Source organism: Streptomyces sp. NPDC002476 (assembly GCF_042889785.1).
Classification (GTDB): Bacteria; Actinomycetota; Actinomycetes; order Streptomycetales; family Streptomycetaceae; genus Streptomyces.
This window is the reverse complement of the sequence record NZ_JBIARH010000025.1, coordinates 80,386-100,486: the sequence shown is the minus strand read 5'-3', so window position 1 is coordinate 100,486 and position 20,101 is coordinate 80,386. Positions and strand designations below refer to the sequence as shown.

Here is a 20,101-nt window from a genome sequence, read left to right as displayed (position 1 = left end):
CGTACGGCCCCGGACGGCTCCACGGAGGCGGCGGGTGCCCGGCGACCGTGCCGGGCACCCGCCGCTCTCGTCACCGGACGTGACGAGGCAACGACGAGGGAACCCTGCACGGCAGGGCATGTGCCGGGACAAAGTAGTCTTGAGCCCATGCCCGAACGCCGTACCGTCGCCCTTGTCACTCTCGGCTGCGCCCGTAACGAGGTGGACTCGGAGGAGCTCGCAGGCCGCTTGGCAGCGGACGGCTGGGAGCTCGTCGAGGACGCCTCCGACGCGGACGTCGCCGTCGTCAACACCTGCGGATTCGTCGAGGCCGCCAAGAAGGACTCCGTCGACGCCCTGCTCGAAGCCAATGACCTGAAGGACCACGGCAGAACCCAGGCCGTGGTCGCCGTCGGCTGTATGGCCGAGCGCTACGGAAAGGACCTCGCCGAGGCTCTGCCCGAGGCGGACGGCGTCCTCGGATTCGACGACTACGCCGACATCTCCGACCGCCTCCAGACCATTCTGAGCGGCGGCATCCACGCCTCGCACACCCCGCGTGACCGCCGCAAGCTCCTGCCGATCAGCCCGGCCGAGCGGCAGGACGCCGCCGTGGCCCTGCCCGGACACGCGCAGCCGACCGCGCCCGCGCCGGCACCGGCGGACCTGCCCGAGGGCGTCGCACCCGTCTCCGGCCCGCGAGCGCCGCTGCGCCGGAGGCTCGGCACCAGCCCCGTCGCCTCGGTGAAGCTCGCCTCCGGCTGCGACCGCCGCTGCTCCTTCTGCGCCATCCCGTCCTTCCGCGGCTCCTTCATCTCGCGGCGTCCGTCGGACGTGCTGGGGGAGACCCGCTGGCTGGCCGAGCAGGGCGTGAAGGAGGTCATGCTGGTCTCCGAGAACAACACCTCGTACGGCAAGGACCTCGGCGACATCCGGCTGCTGGAGACGCTCCTGCCGGAGCTCGCCGAGGTGGACGGAATCGAACGGATCCGGGTCAGCTATCTGCAGCCCGCGGAGATGCGGCCGGGCCTCATCGACGTGCTGACCTCGACCCCGAAGGTCGCCCCGTACTTCGACCTGTCCTTCCAGCACTCGGCCCCCGGCGTGCTGCGGGCGATGCGCCGCTTCGGTGACACCGACCGCTTCCTGGAACTCCTGGACACCATCCGCGGCAAGGCACCGCAGGCCGGTGCCCGCTCCAACTTCATCGTCGGCTTCCCCGGCGAGACCGAGGCCGACCTGGCGGAGCTGGAACGCTTCCTCACCGGTGCCCGGCTCGACGCCATCGGCGTCTTCGGCTACTCCGACGAGGAGGGCACCGAGGCGGCCGGTTACGAGAACAAGCTGGACGCCGACGTTGTCGCGGAACGGCTCGCGCACATCTCCCGGCTGGCCGAGGAACTGACCTCGCAGCGGGCCGAGGAGCGCCTCGGCGAGACCCTCCAGGTGCTCGTCGAGTCCGTGGACGACGAGGACGGCGCGGTGGGGCGCGCGGCGCACCAGGCGCCCGAGACGGACGGCCAGGTGCTCCTCACGACACGCGAGGGCCTCGTGCCCGGCCGTATGGTCGAGGCAAAGGTCGTCGGTACCGAAGGAGTGGACCTGGTGGCCGAGTGTTCCGAGTTCGTGGAGGCGGCCAGATGACGGGAGTCCCGGCATCCGCGGCAGGCGGCTCCGGCGCGAAGCCGGTCCGCGGCGGCAAGCTGGGTTCCGCGGCCGTCAACCAGGCCAGTCTGTGGAACATCGCGAATCTGCTCACCATGCTCCGGCTGGTGCTGGTGCCCGGCTTCGTGCTGTTGCTGCTGCACAACGGCGGCTACGACCCGGCCTGGCGGTCGTTCGCCTGGGCGGCGTTCGCCATCGCCATGATCACCGACCTGTTCGACGGCCACCTCGCACGCACGTACAACCTGGTCACCGATTTCGGGAAGATCGCCGACCCGATCGCGGACAAGGCGATCATGGGCGCGGCACTGATCTGCCTGTCGTATCTGGGCGACCTTCCCTGGTGGGTCACGGGCGTGATCCTCTTCCGCGAGACAGGCATCACGCTGCTGCGGTTCTGGGTGATCCGGCACGGGGTGATTCCGGCCAGTCGCGGCGGGAAGATGAAGACGCTGGCTCAGGGCGTGGCGGTCGGCATGTACGTGCTGGCGCTCACGGGCCCGCTCGCCACCCTGCGCTTCTGGGTGATGGCGCTGGCCGTCGCGCTGACGGTCGCCACCGGGCTCGACTACATACGTCAGGCCGTCCTGCTGCGGCGCAGGGGGCTCGCGTCCGAACGGGCCGCTGCCGCGGCTTCGAGCCGTACGGCCTGGGCGTCCGGGACTTCGGGGGAGTCGGGCGACCGCGGTTCCGCGGGGGCGGAGCGGTGACGGCCGCCGCCCGGGCCCTGGAACTGCTCGCGCAGCGCGGCGAGACGCTCGCCGTCGCCGAGTCCCTGACCGGTGGTCTGGTCGCGGCCGAGCTGACGTCCGTACCGGGCGCCTCGCGTTCCTTCCGGGGGTCCGTGACGGCCTACGCGACGCCCCTGAAGCGGGAACTGCTCGGTGTGGACGGTGCCCTCCTGGCGGAGCGCGGCGCGGTCGACGCGGACGTGGCGCGGCAGATGGCGACAGGTGTGCGGCGCGTTCTCGGTGCAGACTGGGGAGTGGCGACCACCGGCGTCGCGGGCCCCGACCCGCAGGACGGAAAGCCCGTCGGCACGGTCTTCGTCGCGGTCTCCGGGCCGGACGGCGCGGAGAATGTGGACACGCTGCGGTTGAACGGCAGCCGTGCGGACATCCGTAAAGAGAGCGTACGGAACGCTCTCATACTGCTTTCCGACGAACTCGGCAAGAATGCAGGCGCACAGGATACGGAACAGAACGGGGGGAATTGATGTTTGCAGCCCTGAGTGAACACGACATCGCTCCCCGCACGGCCGCGGCGCAAGGCGGTACGGTGGGGCGTGAAGGATGCGGCTACGCGGTCCGAGGAGGGAGCCACCGATGATTCTGCTCCGTCGCCTGCTTGGTGACGTGCTGCGTCGGCAGCGCCAGCGCCAAGGCCGTACTCTGCGCGAAGTCTCCTCGTCCGCCCGAGTCTCGCTCGGCTATCTCTCCGAGGTGGAGCGGGGGCAGAAGGAGGCGTCCTCCGAACTGCTCTCCGCCATTTGCGACGCGCTTGACGTACGGATGTCCGAGCTCATGCGTGAAGTGAGCGATGAGCTGTCGCTGGCCGAACTGGCCGAGTCGGCAGCAGCCGGCGATCCGGTGCCCGTGCCGGTGCGTCCGGTGCTCAACTCCGTCTCCGTGACGTCGGTGGCGGGTGTGCCGACGGGGCGGGTGACCATCAAGGCGCCCACGAAAGCGGTGGATGTCGTCGCCGCCTGACCGCGCGGTCCGGTGTACAGGGAAGGCCCTGGTCTCTCATGGGGCCGGGGCTTCTGTGCGTCTCCGTGCGGCTTCCGTGAGTCTGCCTGACCGCGGTAGTCCCGGGACGGTTCGGTCCGGGCGTCGTTGATCCGGGCGTCCGAGGTCTGAGACCTTCGTTCCCCCGCGCCGAGCCCTGTCCGGGACGGTGAGGGTTCTGCCGGGCTTCCGGTGCCGCCGCGGGCGTATGGAACGGCCGGGACGCCGCTCGGGGGCCGGCGGAAACACCGTTCCCGGAGCCATTCGGTGGCCGCTCCGGGCGCCGCCGCTTCGGGTGGGCGTGTTCGGGTGGGGCCTGCCGTCGCTCTGGATGCGGTCGGGGCTTCGGCGCGCCAGACTTCGAGGAGAGGGCGTCGGGCGGTGAGGGCGCCCCGGACCGTGTCCGGCCCGTCACGTCGCACGCCAGGCACGCCCTGGTGGACCGGAGCATGGTTGGTGCGGCCGGGCCGGTAGCGGAGGGGCCTCCGGCCGGGCGGCCCACGAACACCGATCCGCACAGCACGCTCGGGGAACTCCAGGCGAGAGCGCACAACGCGCTACGGCCCGCAGACCGCGCGCCGGTGGCGCATCGGTGCGCCCTCGCGCCGGGCGAGCGCGCCGAACTAGGTTCGGGCGGAGGAGGCAGCCATGGTGCGGCGATGGGTGCCGGCGCTCGTTCTCGGCGGGGTGTGGTGGTGGGCCGTGCTGCGGCTCGCGCTGGAACCGGCTCATGTGGGGCTCGTCGAGGGCGCGGTGGCGGCGGGCGGATGGGGACTGAGTCTGTTGCCCGTGCACGCGGCCGCGACGGCGGGGCGGGTGGGGGCGAGTACGCCGGAAGGGTGCATGAGTGCGGACGCCGCCGACGGGGGCGGGGGTACGGCCTGGTCGTCCCGGATCCGCGCCTGGTGCGTGGGTGGAGCGAGCGGGATGGCGGCGTGGTGTCCGGACGGCTGGTGCCGTGTCCGGGCGCGCTGGGTGAGCTGGTGGTCCGGGACCGGGTGGCCGTGCGTGGTCCGGTGGCGGGCCGTCGCGCTGCGGTGTGCGAGGCGGTGGTCGTGTGCCGGGGCGCGTCGAGTCGGGTGCTGGTCGGGTGCCGGTCTGCGCCGCCTGGTTCCGGTCCGGCGGATTACCAGGGCATGGTCGCGCCGCCGTTCGGGCGAAGGATCTGGCCGGTCATGAAGGACGACGCGTCGGAAGCGAGATGGAGCACGGTGTGGGCGACATCCTCGGGCTCCCCGACCCGGCCCAGCGGTGATGCGCGACTTAGAGGTCGCGCGCATAGGTGGGTCGGCGTCGCACCTATGCGCGCGACCTCTTACAAGGAATCGGCATGTCTTCCGGGAGGGATCCCGTTCGGTGCGCGCGAGCGGGAGATGGGTGGGAGCCCGGGCGGCGGAGCCTCCGAGCCGCGCCGGGAGGGGTGGCTGCGACGCGGGATTGAGGCTGGGCGTGCGGGGGGTCAGGCCGTGGGGCCCGCCTGGCAGAGCGGGCACCAGTAGGTGGGGCGGGCGTCCTGCTCGGCCATGCGGATCGGTGTGCCGCAGCGCAGACAGGGGCGGTTGGTCCTGCCATAGACCCAGAGCCGTTCCTTCGAGCCATAGGGGCGGGCCACGACCTTCGGGCCATGGGTGCGGGCCACGAATCCTGAGCGCTTGTTCGCCGCCGTGCTTGTAGTCGGCATGGTTGTCGTGGTCGTCGTGCGTACGGGGCGGTCGCGGTTGGCTTCGAGGAGTTGCTTGGCCGTGGTGACGAGGCGCGAGGCGGTGGCGGTGGGCAGTTCGCCGATGGGGAGCCACGGGGTGGCGCGGGCGAGGAAGCAGAGCTCGGCCTTGTAGACGTTGCCGATTCCCGCCAGGTTGCGCTGGTCCAGCAGGGCCTCGCCGAGGGGGCGGGACGAGTCGGCCAGCAGATTGCGCAGGGCGGTGTCGGGATCCCAGTCGGGGCCCAGGAGGTCGGGGCCGAGGTGGCCGACCGCTCGCTCCTCCTCCCTGGTGCGGAGGAGTTCCAGAACCGGCAACCGATAGCCGACGGCCGTGTGGTCCGCGTTGGCGAGCACCACACGGATCTGGTGGGCCGGCCCGCCGCGCCAGCGCTCGCCCGGTGCGTAGACCTGCCAGGAACCGTCCATCCGCAGATGACTGTGGAGGGTGAGGCCGCCCTCGATGCGGGTGAGGAGGTGCTTGCCGCGCGAGATGACGTCCAGCACCGTCCGACCGGTGAGGTCGGCGGTGGCGAACCGGGGGACGCGCAGGTCGGAGCGGGTGAGGACCCGGTCGGCGAGGGCGGCGTGCAGACATCGTGCGGTCTGCAGGGCGGTGTCTCCTTCGGGCATGTCTCCATGATGCGGCCCGCGGGCTCGGTCCGGCTCGGTCCGGTCCGGACGGAGCCGGACGGGAGTTCCGGGCGGCCCACGGGCCGCGACGGCGCGGTGTCGCGTACGGAGTGCGAGGGGCGGCAGCTGTACGGCGCGAGGGCTGGGGTGCGAGGGGCGGGGGCCGTGAGGACGTGGGAGGGAGGGATGTCAGGCGCGGAGGCGGAGCCCCCTGGGGGTGGCCAGGAATCCGGCCGCCTCCAGGACGCGGCCGAGCGGGGACGTCAGCGACGACGCGCCGTTGGCGCGCTCCACCGTGACCGTGCCGAGCGCCCCCGCGCGGGCGGCTGCCGCCAGCGCCCCCGCTGCCGCGACGAGTGCCGGATCCTCCGGATCGGTGGGCCAGGCCAGCAGCGACTTGCCGCCACGTTCCATGTACATCGCCAGTTCGCCGTCGACCAGCACCACCAGGGCACCTGCCTTGCGGCCCGGCTTGTGCCCGGCTCCGTCCGGCGACTCCGGCCACGGCAGCGCAGCGCCGTACGCGTTGGCCGGGTCCGCTGCGGCGAGCACCACGGCGTGGGGCGCGACGCCCGGCTCGGCCCGGTCGCGCGCGGTGGACACCGCGCGCAGCCGGTCGACCGCGCCGTCCATCGCGAACTGGGCCGCCCCCAGTCCTTCGACCACATAGCCGCGCCGGGCCTGTCCGTTGTCCTCGAACGCGGAGAGCACGCGGTACGCGGCGGAGAACCCGCCCTCGACCCCCTCGGCCTGCACCGTCCCCCGGGTCACCACGCCGTGGCGGTCGAGGAGTGTGCGGGCCAGGGCGTGAGCGCGGTGGGTGGGGTCGGGCTCGGCGGCGGGCAGCAGGGACCAGCGGCCCGAGACCGTGGGTGGTCCGGTGCGGGAAACGGGGCGGGCGGCGGCCGTGAGCGAGCCGTAACGCCCGCGCGGGACGCTCCGTCTCGCACGGTGGGCGGTCGACCCCGCCGTGCGGCCGGAGCCGAGGAGCGAGCGCAGCGGGGCGAGCGTGTCGTTCGTGAGCCGACCTGACCAGGCCAGGTCCCAGACGGTGTCGGCCAGTTGCGGATCGGTGCAGTCGGGATGGGTGGTGGCGCGGACCTGGTCGGCGATCTGCCGGAAGAACAGGCCGTACCCGCCGCTCAGCGCCGTCAGAACCGATTCGTGCAGCGCGGTGAGTTCGAGGGGGTGCGGGGGCGGGACGAGCAGGGGCGCGCTGTCGGCGAGGTAGAGCGACAGCCAGCCGTCCTTGCCGGGCAGCGCCCCCGCGCCGGCCCAGACGACCTCGCCGGTGGTCGTCAGCTCGTCCAGCAGCGCCGGGGTGTAGCCGCTCACCCGGCTCGGGAGGATCAGTTTCTCCAGGGCCGACGCCGGAACGGGCGCCCCCTGCAACTGCTCGATGGCGCGGGCCAGTCCGTCGATCCCGCGCAGGCTGCTGTCGCCCAGGTGCTGCCATTGCGGAAGGAAACCGGCGAGCGCGGCGGGCGGGACGGGTTCCAGTTCGTGGCGGAGCGTGGCGAGCGAGCGTCGGCGCAACCGGCGCAGAACGGTGGCGTCGCACCACTCCTGGCCGATTCCGGCGGGGTGGAACTCGCCCTGGACGATCCGGCCGGTGGCGGCCAGCCGCTGGAGGGCGCCGTCCGTGACGGCGGCGCCGAGACCGAAGCGGGCGGCGGCCCCGGCGGAGGTGAACGGGCCGTGCGTACGGGCGAATCGGGCGAGGAGGTCGCCGAGGGGATCCTTGACCGGCTCGGTGAACGCCTCCGGGACGCCGACCGGGAGGGCGGTGCCCAGGGCGTCGCGCAGGCGTCCGGCGTCCTCGATCGCCGCCCAGTGGTCCGCTCCGCCGATCCTGACCCGGATGGCCCGGCGTGCGGTCGACAGCTCCGCGGCCCACTCCGGCCCGGCACCCCGCTCGGTCAACTCGGCTTCGGTGAGCGGCCCGAGGACGCGGAGGGCGTCGGCGACCCCTTCGACGTCTTTGACCCGGCGGTCGTCGGTCAGCCACTGGAGCTCCCGCTCCAGCTCGGTCAGGACGTCCGCGTCGAGCAACTCGCGCAGCTCCGCCTGGCCGAGGAGCTCTGCCAGCAGATGCGAGTCGAGGGAGAGGGCCGCGGCCCGCCGCTCGGCGAGCGGCGAGTCGCCCTCGTACAGGAACTGGGCGACGTAACCGAACAGGAGCGAGCGGGCGAACGGAGAGGGCTCCGGGGTGGTCACCTCGACCAGCCGGACCCGGCGTGCTTCGAGGTCGCCCATCAGTTCCGTCAGCCCCGGGACGTCGAAGACGTCCTGGAGGCATTCGCGGACCGCTTCCAGGACGATCGGGAACGATCCGAACTCCGAGGCGACCTGGAGCAGTTGTGCGGCACGCTGGCGCTGCTGCCAGAGCGGGGTGCGTTTGCCGGGGCTGCGGCGAGGCAGCAGCAGGGCGCGGGCCGCACACTCGCGGAACCGCGACGCGAAGAGGGCCGAACCGCCGACCTGGTCCGTGACGATCTGGCCGATCTCGCCCTGATCGAACGTCACATCGGCAGCACCGACGGGTGGTTGCTCACTGCCGTACGACAGGCCCGGCAACGGGGGCGGGGAGCCGGACGGGTCCTGGGCGGTGTCGAGGTCGAGGAGGTCCATACCCATCAGATCGGCGTCGGGCAGCCGCAGCACGATGCCGTCGTCGGCATGCATCACCTGGGCGTCCATGCCGTACCGCTCGGCGAGGCGGGCGCCCAGCGCCAGCGCCCACGGGGCATGCACCTGCGCGCCGAACGGGGAGTGGACGACGACCCGCCAGTCGCCCAGTTCGTCGCGGAACCGCTCGACGAGGATGGTCCGGTCGTCGGGGACGTGACCACAGGCGCGACGCTGCTCCTCGATGTACGACAGGGTGTTGTCCGCGGCCCGGGTGTCGAGCCCGGCGGCGAGCAGGCGCAGCCGGGCGTCCTCCGGCGGCATCCCGCCGATCTCCCGGAGGAACGCGCCCAGCGCCCGTCCCAGCTCCAGCGGGCGGCCCAGCTGGTCGCCCTTCCAGAACGGCAGCCTGCCGGGAACCCCGGGGGCGGGCGAAACGAGGACCCGGTCGCGGGTGATGTCCTCGATCCGCCAGGAGGTGGTGCCCAGCGTGAAGACGTCGCCGACCCGGGACTCGTACACCATCTCCTCGTCCAGCTCACCGACCCGGCCACCGCCCTTCTTGGGGTCGGCCCCCGCGAGGAAGACCCCGAACAGCCCGCGGTCGGGAATGGTCCCCCCGGAGGTCACGGCCAGCCGCTGGGCGCCCGGGCGGCCCGTGACCGTACCGGCGATCCGGTCCCAGACCACACGGGGACGCAGCTCGGCGAAGGCATCGGACGGATAGCGGCCGGCGAGCATGTCCAGCACCGCCGTGAACGCCGACTCCGGCAGCGAGGCGAAGGGCGCGGCACGGCGGATCACGGCCAGCAGGTCGTCCACCTGCCAGCTGTCCAGGGAGACCATCGCGACGAGCTGCTGGGCCAGCACGTCCAGGGGGTTGGACGGGACCCGGAGTGCCTCGATGGAGCCCTCGCGCATCCGCTCGGTGACCACGGCCGCCTGCACCAGATCGCCCCGGTACTTGGGGAAGACCACCCCGGTGGAGACCGCGCCGACCTGATGTCCGGCCCGGCCGACGCGCTGCAGCCCGGAGGCGACCGACGGCGGCGACTCCACCTGGATCACCAGGTCGACCGCCCCCATGTCGATGCCCAGCTCCAGACTGGAGGTGGCCACCACGGCCGGCAGCCGGCCCGCCTTGAGGTCTTCCTCGACCTGGGAGCGCTGTTCCTTGGAGACCGAACCGTGGTGGGCGCGGGCCAGCAGTGCGGGAGCGCCCTTCGCCGCGCCGGACTGGGCCATGATTTCGGCGGGGGAGTGCGCCTCCGGCGGCCGCCGTACGGAACCGCCCTCCCCGGGCGGGGCACCGGGGGCCCCGAAGACGGTGCCGGTGGCCCGCTCGTACGCGATCTCGTTGAGCCGGTTGCACAGTCGCTCCGCCAGACGGCGGGAGTTGGCGAAGACGATCGTGGACCGGTGTTCCTGGACGAGATCGACGATGCGTTCCTCGACATGGGGCCAGATCGACGGCTTGTCCGCCCGGCCCGCCCCGTCCGCGTCGGACACGGGGGAGCCGCCGAGCTCGCCCAGGTCCTCGACCGGAACGACCACCGACAGATCGAACCGCTTGGCGGAGGGCGGCTGGACGATCTCGACCCTCCGCCGGGGCGAGAGGAAACGCGCCACCTCGTCGACCGGCCGGACCGTGGCCGACAGGCCGATCCGCCGCGCGGGTGCGGGCAGCAGTTCGTCGAGCCGCTCCAGGGAGAGGGCGAGATGGGCGCCCCGCTTCGTGCCCGCCACGGCGTGCACCTCGTCGAGGATGACCGTCTCGACACCGGAGAGCGCCTCGCGGGCCGACGACGTCAGCATCAGGAACAGCGATTCCGGCGTGGTGATCAGGATGTCCGGCGGGCGGGTCGCCATGGAGCGGCGCTCGGCGGGCGGGGTGTCGCCCGAGCGGATGCCCACCCGGACCTCGGGCTCGGGAAGCCCGAGCCGCACCGACTCCTGGTGGATGCCGGTCAGCGGTGAGCGCAGATTGCGCTCGACGTCGACCGCGAGGGCCTTCAGGGGGGACACGTAGAGCACTCGGCAGCGCTTCTTCGCGTCGGCCGGCGGCGGGACGGACGCCAGCCCGTCCAGCGCGGCGAGGAACGCCGCCAGGGTCTTGCCGGAGCCGGTCGGCGCGACGACCAGCACGTCCGCACCCTCGGCGATCGCGCGCCAGGCGCCTTCCTGCGCGGCCGTGGGCGCGCTGAAGGCTCCCGTGAACCAGCCGCGGGTCGCGGGGGAGAACGAGTCGAGCACGGAACCGGCCATGTCCCCCATCGTGCACCCCACCACTGACAACGGGCCGTGACGGCCGTCGCCGACCGTGCCCGGCAGCCCGCGACCGTTCCGGGCACCGGACGGTCGACCGCCGACGATCGCCCAGCCACCTGCGAGAATTCGTCCATGGGTGTGATACCGGAGCCGGCAGCGGGGGAGTGGGCGAGGCACTGGCAGTACGCGGAGCTGCCCGACCTCGATCTGCTGCGCGCCCGGTACGTGCGCCATGCCTTTCCGCGCCACAGCCACGAGGGGTACGTCTTCGGCACCATCACCCACGGAGTGGAGGACGTGGGGCTGCCGGGCGGCACCGTCCACGCGGGTCCCGGCGTCGTCGTCATGATCAACCCGGAGGTGCCGCACACCGCCCGGGCGGGTGTCCCGGAGGGCTGGGTGTACGCCACGCTGTACCCGTCCGCGCAGGTGATCAACGACATCGCGGCCGAGACGACGAGTCTGCGCGGCACCGTCGGCTTCACCGAGACAGGCGTCGTGGATCCGTACGCGGCCCGGCTGATCGGCGAGGTGCACCGCGCGGCCGAGGAGGGCAACGCGCTCGCCGCGGACACCGTGCTGCGCGTCATGGTCGCGCGGCTGGTCGGTCGGCACGGCGGCGTGCTGGGCACGCGCGCGCCCCGCTCGGCCGGTTCGCTTCACGCGACGCGTGCCCGGGCCGTGCTGGAGGACCGGATGGCCCGCCCGCCCACTCTGGACGCGCTGGCCGCGGAACTCGGCACCGGTCCGTTCGCACTGCTGAGGGCTTTCAAGAAGCAGTACGGGATGCCGCCCCACGCCTGGCTCACGGATGCCCGGGTGCGGGCCGCGCGCCGGTTGCTGGACGCGGGGAGACCGCCCGCGGAGGTGGCCGCCGAGGTGGGCTTCACCGATCAGCCGCACCTCAACCGTCATTTCACCCGGATCGTGGGAGTGCCCCCGGGCGCGTACCAGCGCGAACGTGCAGGAACGTACAAGACCGGTCCCGCTCCGGGCACGTAGCGTTCCGGACGTGGCAGAACAGACAGCACTCCCAGAAGGCCACGGCGAAGCGGCCGGGACGAGCCCCCATGCGCCCGATCCGAGGGCGCGCACGATCGGGCCGGAGACGGATGCCGTTGGCATGAGGGCGGATGCGGCCGGTCCGGAGGCGGACTCGGTTGGTCCGAGGCCGGATGTGACCGGTTCGAGGTCGGATGCGGCAGGTTCGACGGCGAATGCGACTGGTTCGACGGCGAATGCGACCGGGCCGAAGCCGGACGCGGCCGTGATACGTGACGCGCTCGGCGTCGGGACGGCGGTCGGGCTCTCCGGTTTCGCCTTCGGCGTGACCGCGGCCGGTTCCGGGCTGAGCCTGCTGCAGACCTGCGCGCTCAGTCTCGCCGTCTTCACCGGCGCCTCGCAGTTCGCCCTCGTGGGAGCTCTCGCGGCGGGAGGCAATCCGTACACCGCGGCCGCCGGAGCCTTCTTCCTCGGCGTACGCAACTCGTTCTACGGTCTGCGGCTGTCGCAGCTCCTCGCGCTCCCGCGCGCGCTGCGGCCCTTCGCCGCCCAGTGGGTCATCGACGAGACGACCGCCGTGACCCTGTCGCAGCCCACCCGACGGGCCGCGAGGATCGGCTTCGCCGTCACCGGACTCAGCCTCTACGTGCTGTGGAACCTGACGACACTGCTGGGCGCCCTCGGCGCCGAGGCACTCGGAGACACCGATGCCTGGGGGCTGGACGCGGCATCACCGGCGGTGTTCCTCGCCCTTCTCGCGCCGATGCTGAAGACCACGACGGAGCGCTTCACCGCCGCGCTCGCGGTCCTGCTCGCGCTCGGGCTGCTGCCCGTACTGCCGGCGGGCGTCCCCGTCCTGCTGTCCGCGCTCGCCGCACCTGTGGTCCTCTTCCTGCGCGGACGCGGGAACGGAGGGCCCTCCTGGGGACGCGACAAGGGCACGACCCGGGGTACGGCCAGGACGGAGGCGGGCCGATGAACGTCTGGATCGCCATCGCGCTGACCGCCGTCGGCTGTTACCTCGCCAAACTGCTCGGCCTGCTGGTGCCCGCTGGCGTGCTGGAACGCCCGCTCATCCGGCGGCTCGCGGCACTCCTGCCCGTGGCGCTCCTGGCCGCCCTCACCGCACAGCAGACGTTCGGCGACGGCCGGGGCCTGACCCTGGACGCCAGGGGCGCGGGGCTCGCGGCAGCGGCGCTCGCCCTGGCGTTGCGCGCTCCCTTTCTCGTGGTGGTGGGCACCGCCGTGGTCGTCACGGCGCTGGTGCGCGCCCTCGCCCCGGCACTCTGGTGACAGCCGCGCGAGCGATGACCCGACCGACGGGGCACTCGTGAGCGACGGTCGGGCCGGAGCGACGGCCGGGCCATGAGCGACGGCCGGGACATGCGCGATGGTCGGGGTGCACCGGGCCGCGTGGTGCCCTAGGGAGGTACCGCGGCGACCCCGGGCGTTCTCAGCCGATGTCGCGCCCGTGGGCCCGCAGGGTCAAAAGTGCCTTGAGGGTCACGAGGGGCCGCCCCTCCAGGGCCGTCCCCGGGGCCCACCGGCGCCAGTTCACCGGCCAGCCGCCGTCCGCCTGCTGCTCGGCCGCGAGATGGTCGAGCGAGCGTTCCAGCTCCTCGTCGGTGAACCAGGCCCGCGCCAGTGAATCGGGCGTCCGGGCGTAGTCGTACGGGAAGTGCTGCTCGCCCGGCGCGTACCCGGCCGCCAGAGGGTACTCCGCACGCCGCTCCGGATTCAGCACGACGAGCCGCTGTTCCCGTACCAGCCGTCCCAGCCGGTCGGCCGCCGCCTCGGCACGGGCCCGGTCCGGAGCACCGTCCAGGAAGGCGAGCGCCGCCTCGATCTCGTACGGATGCGACCGGTCCAGGGCCTCGACCGCCGACCAGCAGAAATCCGTGGCCCGGAACAGCCAGGCGTGCCACACGGCGTTGCGGTGCAGGAGCCCGACCACGGGACCGGTGGCCAGCAGCTCCGCGGGCGGATCGTCGACGATCGGGATGAACGGCGCGGCCGGGTAGCCGCGCTGTGTCGGCAGCAGGGCGGGCAACGCTCCCTCCTTGGTCGACACAGCGGTCAGGAAACGGCAGATCCGTTCCACCCGTGGCCCGCCGCAGCGGCCGATCGAGTCGAGGACGTTGAGGGCGTGCGCGGTGTGCAGCGGCTGACTGACGGGTCCGCGCAGATCCGGTTCGAGCGCGTGTCCGTATCCGCCGTCCTCGTTCAGGTGGGCGGCGAGCGCGGTCTCCACGGCGTCCGCGCTTCCTCCCAGGAAGTGATGGGCGAACCGCCGCTGTTCCAGGACACGGGCCGTGAGCCAGATGAACTGCTCGGCACGGTTGAGGGGACTTGTTCCGGTTCCAGCCATGGACCGACCGTAGGGCGGTAAGCGCTCTCGGCAAGCCGTAGCGGCCGGGCTGCACCCTCAGGAGCGGGATGCTGCACCCTCAAGAGCGGGATACTGAGGTCATGCGGTTGACGATTTTCTGGGAACGGATGGCGGACCACTTCGGCGCGGGGTACGCAGACTCCTTCGCACGCGATCATGTGATGGCCGAACTCGATGGGCAGACAGTGCACCAGGCGCTGGCCGCCGGCTGGGAGGCGAAGGACGTCTGGCGAGGGGTCTGCGCGGCGGTCGGCATCCCCGCCGAAAAGCGCTGATCCCTCCCCGCCAGCCGCTGGACCTGTGCCGTTGCGTGGGGCGGACCGCCGTTTGTCACCGTGGTGGGTGAGACTGGAGCGGTGCCATCTGCAGACGAGACAGCCCAGACGACCCAGCCAGTCGCCCCAGCCCGGACAGCTCAGGCGGCTCAGCCCCAGGCGCCTCACACCCGGACCGCCCCGTCGGACCCGCCGGTGGCGGCGGCCGACCACCGGCCGGCGACCCGTATGCCCGTGTGGCTGCCGCGCGCCATGGTGCTCGCCCTGGCGCTCTACGCCTGCTTCCGGCTCGGCAGCTGGGCGTTCGACCAACTCGTCGGGCTGCTGATCAACGTACTGATCTCGTTCTTCCTGGCGCTCGCCATCGAGCCCGCGGTGAGCCGCATGTCCGCACGTGGAATGCGCCGTGGTGTCGCCACCTTCCTGGTCTTCCTCGCCGTGCTGATAGCCTCCACCGGCTTCGTCGCGCTGCTCGGCTCGATGCTCGCAGGCCAGATCGTCGACATGGTCGAGGAGTTCCCGAAGTACCTGGACTCGGTGATCAACTGGGTCAACCAGAACTTCCACACCGAGCTGTCCCGGGTCGAGGTCCAGGACAGCGTGCTGCACTCCGACTGGTTGCAGAAGTACGTCCAGAACAGCGCGAGCGGGGTGCTCGACGTCTCCACCACCGTGCTCGGCGGGCTCTTCCGTCTCCTGACGGTCTTCCTGTTCTCGTTCTACTTCGCCGCCGACGGCCCCAGGCTGCGGCGCGCCCTGTGCTCGGTCATGCCGCCCGCCAGGCAGGCGGAGGTCCTGCGGGCCTGGGAGATCGCGGTCGACAAGACGGGCGGCTACCTCTACTCGCGCGGCCTGATGGCACTCGTCTCCGGAGTCGCGCACTACATCGTGCTGGTGATCCTCGGCGTTCCCTACGCGCCGGCGCTCGCCATCTGGGTCGGCCTGGTCTCCCAGTTCATACCCACGATCGGCACGTATCTGGCGGGAGCCCTGCCGATGCTGATCGCGTTCACCGTGGACCCCTGGTACGCGGTGTGGATGCTCGGCTTCGTCGTGGTCTACCAGCAGTTCGAGAACTACGGCCTGCAGCCCAAGCTCACCTCCAAGACCGTCGACATCCATCCGGCCGTCGCGTTCGGATCGGTCATCGCGGGCACGGCGCTGATGGGCGCGGTGGGCGCGTTGATCGCGATCCCGGCCGTCGCCACCCTCCAGGCGTTCCTCGGCGCCTATGTGAAGCGGTACGACGTGACGGACGACCCCCGGGTGCACGGCTCCCGTCGGCGACGTGGTGAGGCGCCGCTCACCCGGCTGCGCCGCCTCTGGCGGACGGACGGGAACGACGCGGGCCACGACGGCCGGGCCGGTGCCGGGGAGGTGGAGAGTCCGGAGAGCGCCTGACCGGGAAGGGGGTGTCGGGAGGCCCGGGAGTGCCCCCTGGGGTGCGTGACGGTGCGGCCCCGCGGGTGCCCGGCGGTCCCGGCCGGACACCCTCCCGGCTGCGCGGACCGACCGCGCCTTCCCGCGGGGGCCTCCGGGCCGGAGCCGGGGACCGGCACCTGGATCACCGGAGGCCGCGGTCGTCGTGCCAGGGGGACGAACTCGCGTCCTGGCCGGTCGGGCGCGTCGCGAACGTCCGCAACCGCGTAGCCGTGCGCGACCAGGTCCCTCTCGGCCTCTTCCCGCTCACGGAAGCGCAAGGCCGAGTCCGAGGGCGGCGTCGAGCGGATCCTGGATCGCGGCGAGCCGTGGAAGCCCGAAGCACTCGTCAGCCATGCGCCGAACGTGTGCGGAGCTGTGCCCGGACAGCTACGACGGCACCGGCAGTGCCGTCAGCGGATTGCCTGTCCGGCCTGCCCGGGCGGTAGGGGTGCCCGGTGGTCCGCGGTCCGACCGCGGAAGTTCCGCGCCGATCGGCCCTGACGGCAGGGGGCGGGGCGCGATGACAAAGGACGGTCACAGGAGGTGGCCCGGTCCGGCGCGGTGCGCTTGACACTGAAATCGAACATCCATTCTTATGGGATTCCGGCCGGGTTTTCCCGGGCCCGACCGTGGAGTTATCCACAGGCCGGGAGGACGTCGAGGCCCATTGTCAGTGGCAGGGGTTAGCGTCTTTGACGTGAAGCGATCGACACAAGCAAATCGGGTGGAACCCATGGCAGGAACCGACCGCGAGAAGGCGCTGGACGCCGCGCTCGCACAGATTGAACGGCAATTCGGCAAGGGCGCCGTCATGCGCCTCGGCGAGCGGCCGAACGAGCCCGTCGAGGTGATCCCCACCGGGTCCACCGCTCTCGACGTGGCCCTTGGCGTCGGTGGTCTGCCGCGCGGCCGTGTGGTGGAGGTGTACGGGCCGGAGTCCTCCGGCAAGACGACGCTGACCCTGCACGCCGTGGCGAACGCGCAGAAGCAGGGCGGCTCGGTGGCCTTCATCGACGCGGAGCACGCCCTCGACCCCGAGTACGCGAAGAAGCTCGGCGTCGACATCGACAACCTCATCCTGTCCCAGCCGGACAACGGCGAGCAGGCCCTCGAGATTGTGGACATGCTGGTCCGCTCCGGCGCCCTCGACCTGATCGTCATCGACTCCGTCGCCGCGCTCGTGCCGCGCGCCGAGATCGAGGGCGAGATGGGCGACTCGCACGTGGGTCTTCAGGCCCGCCTGATGAGCCAGGCGCTCCGCAAGATCACCAGCGCGCTCAATCAGTCCAAGACCACGGCGATCTTCATCAACCAGCTGCGCGAGAAGATCGGTGTGATGTTCGGCTCTCCCGAGACCACGACCGGTGGCCGTGCGCTGAAGTTCTACGCCTCGGTGCGCCTCGACATCCGCAGGATCGAGACGCTGAAGGACGGCACCGAGGCCGTCGGCAACCGCACCCGCGTCAAGGTCGTGAAGAACAAGGTCTCGCCGCCCTTCAAGCAGGCCGAGTTCGACATCCTCTACGGGCAGGGCATCAGCCGCGAGGGCGGTCTGATCGACATGGGTGTGGAACACGGCTTCGTTCGCAAGGCCGGTGCCTGGTACACCTACGAGGGCGACCAGCTCGGCCAGGGCAAGGAGAACGCCCGTAACTTCCTCAAGGACAACCCCGACCTCGCCAATGAGATCGAGAAGAAGATCCTCGAGAAGCTGGGTGTCGGCGTCAGGGCGGAGGACAACGCCGCCGAGACCGGCTCGGGAGGCGGCGCCGCGGCTCCGGCCGAGAGCGCGAAGCCGGTGCCCGCTCCGGCCGGCAAGACCAAGCCTGCCAAAGCCGCGGCAGCCAAGAGCTGACCCATGACGCGTCGTACGGAGTGGCCGGTGGGCGCCACGGACCCGGGCGCCGGCCCCGGTTCAGGGTTCGCCGTCGGGCATCTCGCCGAGTCCGGGTGCGAGGGCGAGCGCGGGTACGAAAGCGCGTACGGGTACGAGGGCGCGTACGGGCCGGAGGCCGGGGGCGGCCATGGTCCGGGCCCGGGTCGCGGTTCGGCCTCGGGTTCCGGCGAGGGGGCGGGGCGGCATGCCCGCTCCCGTTCCAGAAGCGGCGGTTCCCCCTCCTCGTCGAGGGCCGAGAAGGGGGAGCCGCGAGATCCGGTCGAGCAGGCCCGCAACATATGCCTGCGGTTGCTCACCGGGACCCCGCGCACCCGGAAGCAGCTCGCGGATGCCCTGCGCAAGCGGGAGATCCCGGACGAGGCGGCCGAGCAGGTGCTGTCCCGCTTCGAGGACGTGGGACTGATCGACGACGCCGCCTTCGCGGATGCCTGGGTGGAGTCCCGGCACCACGGCCGGGGGCTCGCCCGCCGGGCGCTCGTCCGTGAGCTGCGCACCAAGGGGGTGGACTCGGCCGTGATCGACGAGGCGGTCGGGCAGCTCGACGCGGAACAGGAGGAGGCGACGGCCCGTGAACTGGTGGCGCGCAAACTGCGTTCCACTCGCGGGCTGGACCGTGACAGACGGCTGCGTCGCCTCGCGGGCATGCTCGCTCGCAAGGGGTACGGGGAAGGCATGGCGCTGCGCGTGGTGCGTCAGGCGCTGGAGGAGGAGGGGGAGGACACGGAGGGGCTGGACGAGCCGTTCTGATCGGCGCCGGACGGTGGTGGGCGATGCGGCGGTTCCGAGAGATTCGCATGTGACGGTGGCCGGCGGTTGAGGCGCGCAGGGTGCCGACAGCGGGGCACCGGAAGAGGCTGGTGGCCACTGCGGCGAATCGGCGGGTCGGCACCACGGCGCGGCGGTTGCCGAACAGGCGGAAGACCACCCGTCAGACCTCGGCCCGCGTGACCTGGGCGCTCTGCGCATTCTGTGGGAGCTGCGCGGTCCGTGTGGCTGTGGCGTGCCCGGTCGCGGCTTGCCCGGGGACGGCGTGCTCGAGTGTGGCGGGGGAGGCTTCGCCTCCGGTGCGAGGGACGGCGCGGGCGGCCGGGACGACACCGGCGATGAGCGCGGCGACGAGCGCGATGCCGCAGCCGATGACCAGGCCGGAACGGAAGCCGCTCTCGGAGGTGAAGGTGTGGCCGCCCATGGTGCTGGTCATCTGAGAGAGGACCACGCCCATCACGGCGGCGCCGACCGAGGTGCCCAGTGAACGCATGAGGGCGTTGAAGCCGTTGGCGGCGGCGGTCTCGGCGAGCGGGACCGAGCTCATGATCAGCGCGGGCATCGAGCCGTACGCGAGCCCCACGCCGCTGTTGATGACCACAAGGGCGAGCATGAGGCCCCATGCGGAGCCCATGAGCACGAGCGACAGGCCGTACCCGACGGCCAGTACCAGAACGCCGCAGATCAGGGTGAATTTCGGGCCGCGGGCGTCGGTGAGCTTCCCGCCGAACGGCGAGACGATCATCATCATGATGCCTCCGGGTGCCATCCACAGACCGGCGGCGAGCATCGACTGACCCAGCCCGTAACCGGTGGCCTCCGGGAACTGGAGCAGCTGCGGTACGACCAGCATGCTCGCGTACATGCCGAAGCCGACGAAGACGGAGGCGACGTTGGTGAGCAGCACACGCGGGCGGGCCGTGGTGCGCAGGTCGACCAGCGGATCCCTGGTGCGCAGCTCCCAGGCGCCCCAGGCGGGCAGGATCACGACAGCCGCGGCGAACAGCCCGAGGGTGGTCGCGGAGGTCCAGCCCCAGTCGGCACCCTTCGACACGGCGAGCAGCAGGCAGACCAGTCCGGCGGCGAGCCCGACCGCCCCGGGGACGTCGAAGCGCTGACCCCTGGCCCCGGCGGGGACCTCGGGGATGAGGAACCAGATCGCCGCGCCGATCAGTACGGCCAGGACGGTGGAGCCCCAGAACAGCACCCGCCAGTCGGCGTACTGGGCCACCGCCGCCGCGATCGGCAGGCCGAGCCCGCCGCCGATCCCCATGGAGGCGCTCACCAGCGCGATGGAGGAGCTGAGCTTCTCCGCGGGGACCACGTCGCGCAGCAGGGCGATGCCGAGCGGCACCATGCCCATGCCCATCCCCTGTAGCCCGCGTCCGATGATCATCGGCACGACGGAGGTGGCGAGGGCGCACACCAGTGAGCCGGCCGCCAGCGGTACGGAGCATGCGAGGAGCATGCGGCGCTTGCCGATCAGGTCGCCGAGCCGTCCGGAGATCGGTACGCAGATCGCTCCCGCCAGCAGGGTGACGGTGATCACCCATACCGCGTTCGACGACGTGGTGTGCAGGATCTCGGGCAGCTCCGCGATGAGCGGTGTGACCAGGGTCTGCATGATCGCGGCGGTGATGCCGGCGAGGGCCAGCGTGGCGACCACACCACCGGTGCGGGCCGTGGGCTGGGGGGCGTCCATTCGGGACTCCAGGAAGTGAGGGGCCGGCGGACTCGATTCGCTCGCCCTGG

15 protein-coding genes and 3 pseudogenes are annotated in these 20,101 nt (G+C 72.0%); 12 read left to right on the top strand and 6 right to left on the bottom strand.

The window, feature by feature from the left end:
- Positions 1–147 precede the first annotated feature (147 nt).
- The 5 genes and pseudogenes from rimO to ACFYXM_RS25550 form a co-directional block, all read left to right on the top strand.
- Positions 148–1,623 carry a 30S ribosomal protein S12 methylthiotransferase RimO gene (gene rimO / locus ACFYXM_RS25570; RefSeq protein ID WP_389292664.1) on the top strand — a complete coding sequence of 492 codons (1,476 nt, stop codon included), beginning with the start codon at positions 148–150 and terminating at the stop codon, positions 1,621–1,623.
- Positions 1,620–2,354: a CDP-diacylglycerol--glycerol-3-phosphate 3-phosphatidyltransferase gene (pgsA, locus tag ACFYXM_RS25565; protein WP_389292663.1), complete on the top strand. Its 735-nt coding sequence runs from the start codon at positions 1,620–1,622 to the stop codon at positions 2,352–2,354. Before rimO ends, pgsA begins: the two co-directional genes overlap by 4 nt.
- A complete protein-coding gene (locus ACFYXM_RS25560; protein ID WP_389292662.1) occupies positions 2,351–2,860 on the top strand; it encodes a CinA family protein in 510 nt (169 codons plus the stop codon). Before pgsA ends, ACFYXM_RS25560 begins: the two co-directional genes overlap by 4 nt.
- Before the next feature lie 109 nt (positions 2,861–2,969).
- Positions 2,970–3,353: a helix-turn-helix domain-containing protein gene (locus tag ACFYXM_RS25555; RefSeq protein ID WP_389292660.1), complete on the top strand. Its 384-nt coding sequence runs from the start codon at positions 2,970–2,972 to the stop codon at positions 3,351–3,353.
- Positions 3,354–4,019: 666 nt separating this feature from the next.
- Positions 4,020–4,277: pseudogene (locus tag ACFYXM_RS25550) on the top strand (hypothetical protein); the annotation flags it as partial.
- A 220-nt stretch (positions 4,278–4,497) separates the two neighbouring features.
- Here ACFYXM_RS25550 and ACFYXM_RS25545 read toward each other — a convergent pair.
- The 3 genes and pseudogenes from ACFYXM_RS25545 to ACFYXM_RS25535 all read right to left on the bottom strand — a co-directional run.
- A pseudogene (locus ACFYXM_RS25545) lies at positions 4,498–4,632 on the bottom strand (SDR family oxidoreductase); the annotation flags it as partial.
- Positions 4,633–4,830: 198 nt separating this feature from the next.
- A complete protein-coding gene (locus ACFYXM_RS25540) occupies positions 4,831–5,703 on the bottom strand; it encodes a DNA-formamidopyrimidine glycosylase family protein (RefSeq protein ID WP_389292659.1) in 873 nt (290 codons plus the stop codon).
- A gap of 189 nt (positions 5,704–5,892) precedes the next feature.
- Positions 5,893–10,596 (bottom strand): DEAD/DEAH box helicase, encoded by a 4,704-nt coding sequence (locus ACFYXM_RS25535; protein ID WP_389292658.1) that lies wholly within the window; start codon positions 10,594–10,596, stop codon positions 5,893–5,895.
- A 135-nt stretch (positions 10,597–10,731) separates the two neighbouring features.
- Here ACFYXM_RS25535 and ACFYXM_RS25530 point away from each other — a divergent pair, with 135 nt between their 5' ends.
- The 3 genes from ACFYXM_RS25530 to ACFYXM_RS25520 all read left to right on the top strand — a co-directional run bounded on the left by ACFYXM_RS25530 (position 10,732) and on the right by ACFYXM_RS25520 (position 12,894).
- On the top strand, positions 10,732–11,601 hold the full coding sequence (locus ACFYXM_RS25530; RefSeq protein ID WP_389292656.1) for an AraC family ligand binding domain-containing protein: 870 nt from the start codon (positions 10,732–10,734) through the stop codon (positions 11,599–11,601).
- Between the two features lie 121 nt (positions 11,602–11,722).
- Positions 11,723–12,580 (top strand): AzlC family ABC transporter permease, encoded by an 858-nt coding sequence (locus ACFYXM_RS25525; RefSeq protein ID WP_389292654.1) that lies wholly within the window; start codon positions 11,723–11,725, stop codon positions 12,578–12,580.
- Positions 12,577–12,894, top strand: a complete 318-nt coding sequence (locus ACFYXM_RS25520) for an AzlD domain-containing protein (protein WP_389292652.1) — start codon at positions 12,577–12,579, stop codon at positions 12,892–12,894. The genes ACFYXM_RS25525 and ACFYXM_RS25520 overlap by 4 nt, the downstream gene beginning before the upstream one ends.
- A 160-nt stretch (positions 12,895–13,054) precedes the next feature.
- Here ACFYXM_RS25520 and ACFYXM_RS25515 read toward each other — a convergent pair whose 3' ends face one another.
- On the bottom strand, positions 13,055–13,969 hold the full coding sequence (locus ACFYXM_RS25515) for a hypothetical protein (protein WP_389292650.1): 915 nt from the start codon (positions 13,967–13,969) through the stop codon (positions 13,055–13,057).
- A 101-nt stretch (positions 13,970–14,070) separates the two neighbouring features.
- Between ACFYXM_RS25515 and ACFYXM_RS25510 the strand changes: the two genes are divergently transcribed.
- A complete protein-coding gene (locus tag ACFYXM_RS25510) occupies positions 14,071–14,265 on the top strand; it encodes a DUF3046 domain-containing protein (RefSeq protein ID WP_389292649.1) in 195 nt (64 codons plus the stop codon).
- Positions 14,266–14,493: 228 nt separating this feature from the next.
- Positions 14,494–15,666, top strand: a complete 1,173-nt coding sequence (locus tag ACFYXM_RS25505) for an AI-2E family transporter (RefSeq protein ID WP_389292647.1) — start codon at positions 14,494–14,496, stop codon at positions 15,664–15,666.
- Between the two features lie 176 nt (positions 15,667–15,842).
- On the opposite strand, the pseudogene ACFYXM_RS25500 reads toward ACFYXM_RS25505, so the two are convergent.
- Positions 15,843–15,977 (bottom strand): annotated as a pseudogene (locus ACFYXM_RS25500) (SAM-dependent methyltransferase); the annotation flags it as partial.
- Positions 15,978–16,420: 443 nt separating this feature from the next.
- Here ACFYXM_RS25500 and recA point away from each other — a divergent pair.
- Entirely contained in the window at positions 16,421–17,542 is a 1,122-nt protein-coding gene (gene recA, locus ACFYXM_RS25495; RefSeq protein WP_389292645.1) for a recombinase RecA, read from the top strand.
- Between the two features lie 3 nt (positions 17,543–17,545).
- Positions 17,546–18,331 carry a recombination regulator RecX gene (gene recX / locus ACFYXM_RS25490; RefSeq protein WP_389292644.1) on the top strand — a complete coding sequence of 262 codons (786 nt, stop codon included), beginning with the start codon at positions 17,546–17,548 and terminating at the stop codon, positions 18,329–18,331.
- Between the two features lie 181 nt (positions 18,332–18,512).
- On the opposite strand, the gene ACFYXM_RS25485 is transcribed toward recX, so the two are convergent.
- The gene (locus tag ACFYXM_RS25485; protein ID WP_389292642.1) at positions 18,513–20,051 is read right to left on the bottom strand and encodes an MFS transporter; all 1,539 of its coding nucleotides are present in this window, start codon (positions 20,049–20,051) and stop codon (positions 18,513–18,515) included.
- Between the last annotated feature and the right edge of the window lie 50 nt (positions 20,052–20,101).